Annotated in this window: 1 protein-coding gene; it reads left to right on the top strand. The window is 67.5% G+C overall.

All coding sequences use genetic code 11. From position 1 onward, the window contains the following. Window positions 1-1,368, top strand: a 1,368-nt coding sequence (locus tag CFR72_RS17050; protein WP_146220791.1) for a Tn3 family transposase, incomplete at both ends; no start/stop codon positions are given.

Here is a 1,368-nt window from a genome sequence, read left to right as displayed (position 1 = left end):
CACCATTCACCCGGAGCGGCTTCGCCGATTGTGCCAGGAAGGCGCGCGCCTCACGGCGCAACATCTCACCTCGTTGAACCAGGCACGGCGGCGCGCGGTGCTGGTCGCCACAGCCATCGAGACGCAGATGACGCTGACAGACGACGCGGTGCTCATGTTCGAGCGTCTGTTCGGTCAGTTGTTCCGCCTGGCGGAACGGCGCGAGGAAGCCGCATTGAAACGCGATCGTCGGACCATCAACGCCAAAATCCGCCTTCTGGCCGAAATCGGCGATGCGGTGTTGAGCGCCCGCGCTGACGACGCCGATCCATACGCGGCGATCGAGGGCGTCATCGGCTGGGACGCGCTGACACGGGAAGTCGCGGAAGCCCGTCGTCTCGTTCGTCCTGATCCGCTCGATCCCGTGGCACTCTCCCGGGAGAACGCACCGATCCTGCGCCAGATCGGTCCGGCGTTCGTCGCCGCCTTCACTTTCGGGGCTGTTCCCGCCTGCGCACCTCTTGCCCAAGCTGTCGAGACCCTGCGCGGCCTCGCCGTCGGCCGGCACAGACTTCCTGCCGACGTGCCGCTCGGCTTTGTCCGGACGAGTTGGCGGAAGCGGATCGACCGTGCTGGTCTCGACCGCCGCATCTTCGTGTTCTGCGTCCTGGCGGAACTGCGCGACCGGCTGCGCGCGGGGGATATGTGGGTCGAGGGAAGCCGGCGCTATCGCGCCGTAGAGCACCAGCTTATTCCAAAGCCGGTTTTTTCCGCGATGCGCGAGGCCGGCCCCCTGCCGATCGCCGTCGCTGATACCGCAGCGGTCTGGCTGGCGGAACGCAAGGCGCTGCTCACGCGCCGGCTCGCCGAGATAGAGGTGAAAGCGTCCACCGATACGCTCGAAGACGTGCGGATCGCTGAGGGGAGGCTGCGCATCTCGCCTTTGCGCGCGGTCACTCCAGACGAGGCAGAGGACGCCCTGGCGCCCCTCTACGCACGCCTGCCGGCCATCAGGATTACCGATCTGCTGGCCGACGTGGATCGCTGGACGGGATTTGCCGACTGCTTCACGCATTTGACTACCGGCCGGTCACACGACGATCCCCGCGCGATCCTTACCGCCGTTCTTGCCGATGCGACCAATCTCGGCCACGCCCGCATGGCCGAGGCCTGTGGATTGGTAACTCGGCGTCAGCTCGGCTGGCTCTCGGCCTGGCACCTGCGCGAGGATAGCTACGGCGCGGCGCTGGCGAGGCTGGTCGAGGCGCAGCATCGGCTGCCGCTTGCCGCGTTGTTCGGCGACGGCACCGCGTCCAGCTCGGACGGGCAGCACTTCCCGCTCGATCGACGCGCGCAGGGGACCGGCGCCGTCAATCCGCACAAGGGCAG

It is taken from the genome of Gluconacetobacter entanii, from assembly GCF_003206495.1.
GTDB lineage: Bacteria > Pseudomonadota > Alphaproteobacteria > Acetobacterales > Acetobacteraceae > Novacetimonas > Novacetimonas entanii.
The sequence above is the reverse complement of the archived record's forward strand: the minus strand, read 5'-3'. Positions and strand labels throughout refer to the sequence as shown.